The organism is Pseudomonas sp. SDO5532_S415, assembly GCF_054071155.1.
Map to the genome: position 1 here is coordinate 1 of NZ_JBSVWS010000219.1, position 7,832 is coordinate 7,832.

7 protein-coding genes are annotated in these 7,832 nt (G+C 61.2%); all 7 read left to right on the forward strand.

The features are described 5' to 3' along the window. Positions 1 to 171: 171 nt before the first annotated feature. The 7 genes from ACW9HW_RS27370 to ACW9HW_RS27400 all read left to right on the forward strand — a co-directional run bounded on the left by ACW9HW_RS27370 (position 172) and on the right by ACW9HW_RS27400 (position 7,478). Positions 172 to 906 carry a substrate-binding periplasmic protein gene (locus tag ACW9HW_RS27370; protein WP_457402423.1) on the forward strand — a complete coding sequence of 245 codons (735 nt, stop codon included), beginning with the start codon at positions 172 to 174 and terminating at the stop codon, positions 904 to 906. A gap of 107 nt (positions 907 to 1,013) precedes the next feature. Beyond that, complete coding sequence (locus tag ACW9HW_RS27375) at positions 1,014 to 1,238, forward strand: hypothetical protein (RefSeq protein ID WP_095193586.1); 225 nt, start codon at positions 1,014 to 1,016, stop codon at positions 1,236 to 1,238. 250 nt (positions 1,239 to 1,488) lie between these two features. Then, on the forward strand, positions 1,489 to 2,262 hold the full coding sequence (locus ACW9HW_RS27380) for an alpha/beta hydrolase (protein WP_095193585.1): 774 nt from the start codon (positions 1,489 to 1,491) through the stop codon (positions 2,260 to 2,262). A 125-nt stretch (positions 2,263 to 2,387) separates the two neighbouring features. Continuing rightward, positions 2,388 to 2,645, forward strand: a complete 258-nt coding sequence (locus ACW9HW_RS27385; RefSeq protein ID WP_095193584.1) for a DUF2790 domain-containing protein — start codon at positions 2,388 to 2,390, stop codon at positions 2,643 to 2,645. 122 nt (positions 2,646 to 2,767) lie between these two features. Next, complete coding sequence (locus ACW9HW_RS27390; protein WP_095193583.1) at positions 2,768 to 3,439, forward strand: heavy metal response regulator transcription factor; 672 nt, start codon at positions 2,768 to 2,770, stop codon at positions 3,437 to 3,439. After that, positions 3,436 to 4,848, forward strand: a complete 1,413-nt coding sequence (locus ACW9HW_RS27395; RefSeq protein WP_457402426.1) for a heavy metal sensor histidine kinase — start codon at positions 3,436 to 3,438, stop codon at positions 4,846 to 4,848. Before ACW9HW_RS27390 ends, ACW9HW_RS27395 begins: the two co-directional genes overlap by 4 nt. Positions 4,849 to 5,090: 242 nt before the next feature. Next, complete coding sequence (locus ACW9HW_RS27400; protein WP_095193581.1) at positions 5,091 to 7,478, forward strand: DUF3772 domain-containing protein; 2,388 nt, start codon at positions 5,091 to 5,093, stop codon at positions 7,476 to 7,478. Positions 7,479 to 7,832: the final 354 nt, after the last annotated feature.

A 7,832-nucleotide genomic window follows, 5' to 3' on the forward strand; every position in this document is an offset into this window, starting at 1 on the left:
GTCTGGCTCGCCGCCTTCGCGAGCAGGCTCGCTCCCACAGTTTTTTTGCGACAAACCTCGGCAGCCATCCCCATAAATCCTCATCTCTGACACAAAAGCCCCGGAGATAGTCCGGGACAGTGGCACTGTGCCCGTACTAAGATTCGCGCTTCATTACATCAAGGACGATTCATGAAGCGCTTTGCCGGTTGCCTGTTGGGTTTCCTGACGCTCAATACACTCGCGGCCGATCTGACCCTGCTCACCGACAACCATCCCCCCCTGCACTTCGAGCAAGGCGGCCAATTGGTGGGATTCGGTGTGGATGTGGTACTGGCCCTGGCCGAACGCACCGGCGATCAGGTGAGCCTGCAGCAAGTGCCGTTGCTGCGCGCCTTGCACGTGGCCAGTACTGAACCGGCCACCGGGGTCTTTACCGTACTGCGCACTGCCGAGCGCGATGACCGGTACCAATGGGTCGGGCCGTTGCTGGAAGTGGAAACCGCGCTGTACTCCGCCGACAGCGTCCGGCCACCGGTACACAGTTTGCTGGAAGCCGGCAACCTGGGGCGGATTGTCGTGCCGCGCAAATGGTTGGTCTACAGCTACTTGCAGAAGCAGGGCCTGACCAACTTGTACGGTGTCGCCTCGCCCGAACAAATGATGCGCCTGGCGCGCATGGGCCGAACCGACTTCGTGGTGGCCGATACCCTCTCCATCGCCACCATGGCCCGCGAAGAAGGGTTGGCACCCAGCCAGTTGCACTATCAGATGCCGCTGATGCAGCAAGGCAGCTACATCGCGTTTTCCCTGCAGACCGATGTGCATCAGGTCGAACGCTGGCAACAGGCGCTGGATGAGATGAACCGCGATGGCCGCCTGGAACAGATAAAACAGCGCTGGCTCAGCGACAGCACGCCCCGCTGACAAAGGATCACCGTTCTCGATAACAACTATGCGTAAGGGTGTTTTCTCATCGCAACGCTCCAGTACTACAGTGGCCACATCTTCTCCCCACGCTCTGGAGCAACATCATGAAAAGCATCATTGGTCTTGGTTTCGCCCTTTCGGTTCTTGGTGCCACTTCCGCCATCGCCGCGCCACATGCCACTCAGGCGGTCGTTGCAGCAGCCACTGTCAGCCAGCCGGCCACCCTGAATGTGAACACGGTTGGCATCGACCGTCAGGACAGCCAGAAAGCAAAACTCTACGTCGCGGAAAACCGCCCTGAGTTCGGTTCGAAATATCAGCGCTATTGATCAACGGCCTTGAGCTGGTTGATACAGGAAACCCCGGGGAGATCAGGTCTGTCCGGGGTTTCTTTTTTATTGTGCACATACATCTCGATATAGGTTGTCCGCTCTCACAATGGATCAGGTACAACCAGGCTTCATTACAAACTTGTCATTGAGTTGTCAGCGTACCCAACCCCCTCGCTCCCTACAGTGAAGTCGTCAGTCACCCAGCCGGGTGACACGCCTCCCACTGATGATGACAAGGGTCCACACCATGAAACCATTGAGCAAACTCTGCCTGATCGCCGCCAGCCTGTTCATGCTCGGCACCGGTTCCGCCATGGCCGCCACCACGACCGCACCGGTCAAGGCCAACAACGTCGTGCTGGTGCACGGTTCCTGGGCCGATGGTTCCAGCTGGGCGGACGTGATCACCCGCTTGCAAGCCGCCGGCCTGCACGTCACCGCCGTGCAGAATCCGCTGACTTCGGTGGCCGATGACGTGGCCGCCACCAAACGGGTTATTGATCAGCAGGACGGACCGACCGTGCTGGTGGGCCACTCCTACGCCGGTACCGTGGTCAGTGAAGCCGGGGTCGATCCGAAGGTCAGTTCGCTGGTGTACGTCGCCGCGCGCGCACCGGATGCCGGAGAAGACTTCGTCGCTCTCTCAGCCAAATACCCGACCATGCCAGTGCGCGCCGGCACCGAAGAGCACGACGGTTTCGTCAGCCTCAAGCAAGACGCCTTCCTCAATTACTTCGCCAGCGACGTGCCTCACGACAAGGCCATGCAGTTGTTCGCCGTGCAACAACCGATCGCCAAGACCCTGTTCACCGACCGCACCACGGCCGCCGCCTGGCACACCAAGCCGTCGTGGTATGCGGTCTCAAGCCTCGACCAGACCATCAACCCGGACCTGGAACGCTTCCTCGCCAAGCGCATGGGGGCGACCACCATCGAGCTGCCGTCGAGTCACTTGTCGCTGGTGTCCCACTCCAAGGAAATCGCCGACCTGATCCTCGCCGCCGCTGGTCGCCAGCCGTAACCCTCACCCCTTTCATTACAACTTTGTCATCGAGCTGTTGGTCGGCTGTCCGGATCGCCTGGTTAACCTGAATTCACTGTCAGGCACCGCCGACAGCCCCCAAACGCTGAAGAGAGAACGCCATCATGAAACTATTCATCCTCGGATTCGCCGCCCTCCTCGCTACCGGTTCGGCCTTTGCCGATACCCAGAGCAGCGCCCCCGTCATCCATGACAAGGACGCGGCCTTCGTCCACCTCGACGTGGCCAAGGTCGTGGGCCAAACCGACATTTCGCAACAATGCGGCATCGTTCCCGCCCAATTGAACTACCTCGATCACCAGGGTCGTCAGCATGAACTGGACTACCTGGTCCAGGGCAGCGGTTGCACCAATGATCATTGATCGTCATCCCGGCGTACCGGCGTACCGGCGCAGGATCGGGGCTACACTGGCGGCACCGGCTTGCCGCTGCAGCCCGCCCGCGCAGACCTGAATATTGCTGACCCCGAACCAGGCAGATCCCCATGAACATTCTCGTCGTCGAAGATGAACCCAAGGCCGGTAATTACCTGCTCAACGGCCTGCAGGAACTCGGCTATACCGTGAGCCTGGCGCGTGATGGTGTCGACGGTTTGCACCTGGCCCTGGAACACGATTTCGATGTGATCGTGCTGGACGTGATGATGCCGAAAATGGATGGCTGGGAAGTGGTGCGCCGCCTGCGCAAGGAAGCCGACACCCCGGTGCTGTTCCTCACCGCCCGCGACGACATCGCCGACCGCATCAAGGGGCTGGAGCTGGGCGCCGACGACTACCTGATCAAGCCGTTTTCCTTCGCCGAACTGGTGGCGCGTCTGCGCACATTGACCCGCCGTGGCCCGACCCGGGAAGAGGAACAGTTGCAGATCGAAGACTTGCAAATCGATGTGCTCAAGCGTCGCGTTACCCGTGCCGGGACGCGCATCACCCTGACCAACAAGGAATTCGCCCTGCTGCACCTGTTCGCCAGCCATCAGGGTGAAGTCTTGTCGCGCTCGATGATCGCGTCACGGGTCTGGGACATGAATTTCGACAGCGACACCAACGTGGTGGATGTCGCGGTACGCCGCCTGCGGCTGAAGATCGACGACCCGTTCCAGCTCAAGTTGATCCACAGCGTGCGCGGTATCGGCTACCGTTTCGATACCCAGCCATGAAGGGCTTGTCTGATTTTCGCCACTCCCTGACGCTGCGCCTGGCGCTGGTGTTTGCGTTCCTGGCGTTTGTCTCGCTGACGGCGCTCGGCGTGGCGCTGTACCACGATCTGGAGCGCGAGCTGATCCGCCGTGACGATGCGGCCCTGGTGACGCGCATCGATCAACTGCGCACCTTCCTCAACGACAGCAACACCCTGGAGTTGATCCGCACCAAACCGGCGTTGTTCCAGAACATGCTCGGCAACCGCGAAGCGCTGCTGACCATCGGCGCCCCCGGGCAACCGCCGTTGCTGGTGGTCAATCCGGGCAACCTGAGCATGCCCACGTTGTCACCGATGCCCCTGAACCACCCTCTGACCCTCGGCGACGTGCATCATTTGCCCGCCGTAAACGGTGTACCGTTTTCGGCTTTGGCGGCGACCATTGATTCGGGCGATCAGGGCAGCTTGCAAGTGGTCACCGGGCGCCTGATGACCGAGCGCACCGCCGTGCTCGCCAGCTACCGGTTCAACGTCTACCTGTTCGCCAGTGTGGCGGCGGCTCTGCTGGCGTTGTCCGGCTATGTGCTGGTCGATCGCGGCCTGCTGCCCGTGCGGCATCTGGCTCGGCATGCCAGGGGCATCGGTGTCGGTAATCTCAACGAGCGTCTCGACAGCCAGGATGCACCCCGGGAGTTGTTGCCGATGATCGAGGCCTTCAACGCCATGCTCGACCGCTTGGGCAAAGGCTTCGTGCAACTGGGCCAAGTGTCGACCGATATGGCCCATGAGCTGCGCACGCCGATCAACAACCTGCTCGGCGAAACCCAGGTCGCCTTGCAGCAGAATCGTAGTATCGAGGCCTATCAACAGTTGCTCGCCTCCAATGTCGAGGAGCTGGAACGCCTGGCGCGGATGCTCGACAACATGCTGTTCCTGGCCCGCACCGACCCGGCCAGCGCCCTGCGCCAACGCCAGGAGCTGGACGCCGCCGAGGAAATGGAGCGCATGGCCGACTATTTCGAAGGGCTCGCGGCAGACGTCGGCATCCGCATCGATGCCCGGGGCAGCGGGTGGATCTGGGCCGAACCGATGCTGCTGCGCCGCGCCATGGCCAACCTGTGTGCCAACGCGATCAAGTACGGTTCACCCGACTCCGAACTGCATATCTGCGCCATACCGGCAGCAGACGGCATCCGTCTGCAGGTCCGCAACCAAGGCCAGACCATCCCCGCCGAACACCTGCCCAGGCTATTCGAACGCTTCTACCGCGTCGACGAATCCCGCGAACGCTCGGCGCAATCCAATGGCCTGGGGCTGTCGATTGTGGCGACGATCATGCAGTTGCATAACGGTGCGTGCAGCGTCAGCAGTGCCGATGGCGTGACCTGCTTCGAACTGTTTTTCCCGGCACGACGACAGGGTGAATGATCCAGCAAACAACTAAATCCTGTGGCGAGGGAGCTTGCTCCCGTCGGACTGCGCAGCAGTCCTTCTTTGTTAGGGCCGCTGCGCGCCCCAACGGGAGCAAGCTCCCTCGCCACAGGTTTGGTGCCAGGCTTGGGACGAGAGAGGGGACCCAATGAATGCACATCCGACCAATAATCCCTCACAGACGCGAGTCATGACCTAACCTCATAGGCTGGGTGACTAACAACCTGTCGGGCACGCCTATGCGCAATGCATTGAAGTGGATGATTGTTGTGGCTCTCTCGCTGTTCGGGCCGAGCGGCGTAATGCTATCGGCGGCGCCGGTGCCGGATGCCCCTGCCGCCAGCGCAACGACCGCCTCGGTCAGCGTTTCCGGCAGCGATCTGCAGGAACTGCAACTTCGGCTCAACAGCCTCAAACAGCAGGTTTCCCAGGCCAGTAATTACAGCCAGCTGGAAGCCCCGCAGGATCTGGTCCAGGCCCTGATCCAGGAAATCACCCGACTGTCGGCACTGCTGCTGCCCGAACAGGCTCAATTGCAGTCGCAACTGAGCGTCCTGGGACCCGCACCCGTTGGCGAGGCCACGCTGGAGAAGTCCGACATTACCCGTCAACGGGTCGTCCTCACCGAGCAAAAAAATCAGGTCGATAACACACTTAAAACACTGGAAACGCTCAAATCCAGCGCCGCTGAACTGCTGGCCCAGATTGCCGTCATCCGCCGCAGCCTGCTGGAAACCGAAGTGACCCAGCAAACCCACAGCATCCTCAACCCCTGGTTCTGGGCTCCCATGCTCAATCCACCCGAGGACGACCGGCAACGCCTGAGCGCCTTCCTCCAGCAAATGGGCGCCACCCTCGACGCCGCCTGGCAACCGGGCCATCGCTTCTACACCAGCGTACTGCTCCTACTGGCCCTCGCCTTGTGGTTTGTCGGTCACAGGCTGACCGATCGAGGGTTGACCTGGCTGTGCATTCATCGCATGCCTGAAGGCCGGCTGCGGCGCAGCGCCCTCGCACTGTCTTCGGTACTCGCCACCGTGCTGGCGGCGTGGTTTGCCTTGCAGTTGCTGTTTTATGCCCTGACCCGCCAACTGCCGTTGACGCCGCAACTGGCGGGGTTTTCCCAGGATTTCGAGAAAATTGTTTACACCTGCGTGCTGATCACCGGCCTGAGCCGCGCCCTGCTGTCCACCAAACACCCGTCCTGGCGGCTGCCGGCCATTGCCGACCCGGTGGCACTGGCGATCAAACCCTTCCCCATCCGCCTGGCCTGGGTGCTGCTGATTCTGGTGGCGGTGGCGCAGATGACCAATGCCACCGGCATGAGCTCCCCGGTGGTGATCTCGGTCCGAGGCTTCGTCGCGCTGATCATTTCAGGGATGATCGGTGCACTGCTGTTGCGCGTCAGCAAAACCCGCCGGGCCCTGGTCGCCTCCGGCGAGGTCCCCGAGGCGGGCACGACACTGGCCGGGGTGATTTATGCCTTCGCCAGCATCGCCGTGGTGATCTCCATGCTCGCCTTGCTGGTTGGCTACGTGTCTTTATCGCGTTTCATCACCTACGAACTGGTCTGGCTGTTCATCATTTTTTCCGGCTTCTACTTGCTGATCCAGTTGCTCAAGGACGGTTGCGAATACCTGTTTTCACCCCGGCACTCCACCGGCAAGGCCCTGAAACAGCTGCTGGGCATCGGCGATGCGCGCCTGGAGCAAATTTCCATCATCTTGTCCGGCGCCGGCCGGGCCGCACTGTTGCTGATCGGATTTATCACGCTGGTGGTCGGCGGGGTCGGATCGACGCTCGGGCAACTGTCCACCAACATCCTGGCCATTCTCGGCGGCGATGGTCTGCGTAAACTCAACATCGTCCCGGGCAACCTGCTGCATGGCGTACTCGCCCTGATCATTGGCATCTACCTGGTCCGCACATTGCGCCGCTGGCTGGACAACGAATTCCTGCCGAAAACCGAAATGGATCCTGGCATGTGTGCCTCACTCAGCACACTCTTCTCCAACATCGGCTACGCGCTGGTCCTCCTGCTCGCGCTGTCATCGCTGGGGGTCAAGTGGACCAATCTGGCGTGGATCGTCAGCGCCTTGTCGGTGGGGATCGGCTTCGGTTTGCAGGAGATCGTCAAGAACTTCGTCTCAGGCCTGATCCTGCTGACCGAACGCCCGGTGAAAGTCGGCGACCTGATCAGCATCAGTGGCGTCGAGGGCGACATCCGCCGGATCAACGTACGCGCCACCGAAATCCAGCTGGCCGACCGCTCGATCGTTATCGTGCCCAACTCGCAGCTGATTTCGCAGAACCTGCGCAACGTCACCCTCGGCGGCAATGCCCAGGGGGTGGCGATACTGGAACTGATGTTCCCGCTGGACATCGACCCGGAGCAAGTGCGCAACCTGCTGTACGACACCTACACCGAGCACGAATCCATCCTCGACAAACCGGCGCCGTTCGTGCGCTTCAGCCAACTGAAGCCCGAAGGCATCACCCTCACCATCACCGGTTACGTCAGCAGCCCGCGCAATGTCGGGGCGATCAAGAGTGAGCTGCTGTTTGAAATTCTCAAGCGGTTGGGGGCGGCCGGGATAGAGCTGGCGAAACCGCCGCCGGTGGCGTGATTTGGGATGGTGTACATATCCGTTGTTGCGGTAACGGCCGCTATTGGTTTCGCCCTTACGGCGACTCCCTTTGGAAAAGCCCCAAAGGAAGCAAAGGGCTCTTGCCCCACCACTCGGTGCCTCGCCTAGGCTCGGCATGCCCTCTCTCCGACATTGCTCCGTGGGTAAACCGGCAGGACGCCGGTTTACCCACGGAGCAATGCCTGCGTTCGGCCAGCGTGGTTTAACGGGGCGCCTAGATCAAAAGCCAAGCAAGGCGGCCTTAAAGCCGACCTGTTTGCAGGTTTGTACGCGATCCTCTGTGGGAGCGAGCCTGCTCGCGAAGGACGTCAACGATAACGCGCCCTGTCTGGA